Source organism: Mesorhizobium sp. M1227 (genome assembly GCF_040318315.1).
In the GTDB taxonomy this organism is placed as follows: domain Bacteria; phylum Pseudomonadota; class Alphaproteobacteria; order Rhizobiales; family Rhizobiaceae; genus Mesorhizobium.
Genome location: NZ_JAMYLZ010000121.1, coordinates 1 through 575, shown reverse-complemented (window position 1 = coordinate 575; position 575 = coordinate 1). Strand labels below are relative to the sequence as shown.

Sequence of the window (575 nt, the reverse complement as noted above, 5' to 3'; positions counted from 1 at the left end):
GCGAAGACCGATTCATTATGCACCTCCTTTTCAAATGGCGGAAAACAGCGATTCCTGGTTGTCGTCGTGGATGCGATGCGGAGTATTGCGCGCCAAATCGGCCTTGATCCGTTCGTCTTCGAGGTCGCTGGCGCGGATCTGGTAGGGTGCGCCGCGCATGACCTGCTCGGCAGGCAAGAGGCCATCCCTGATGAACCGGCGGATTTTGACGTGCGAGACTCCAAGCCGGGCGGCCGCGTCCGACATGGTGAGCCACTCGCCATTCTTGTCGGAAGAGCGATAGCCGCTGATCTTGTGCACCGTGCGCAGCGATTGGACGCGACGCGCGGTCCAGGTCTTTCCCTGACCGGTCTGCATGCCCATGCGGTTGAGTGTGGCAGCGATTTCGGCATCCGACCATCGGGTTGCCATGGATCGCATGATCGCCAGAGCCTCCTCAGGCGTACGCTGGCCATGCTCTCCGGATTTGGGCTTGCGAACCCGTACCTGCGAGTGCTGGCCTCCGTGCCAGTGGATGGTCAAGATCACGTCGCGCGCATCGTCATCGACATCCGCCACGATGTCCTTGATGAGCG

1 protein-coding gene is annotated in these 575 nt (G+C 61.2%); it reads right to left on the bottom strand.

What is annotated here, in order from left to right; genetic code table 11:
• Window positions 1-30: 30 nt before the first annotated feature.
• A partial coding sequence (locus NKH28_RS34380) for a helix-turn-helix domain-containing protein (protein WP_352981475.1) occupies window positions 31-575 on the bottom strand: 545 nt, incomplete at its 5' end.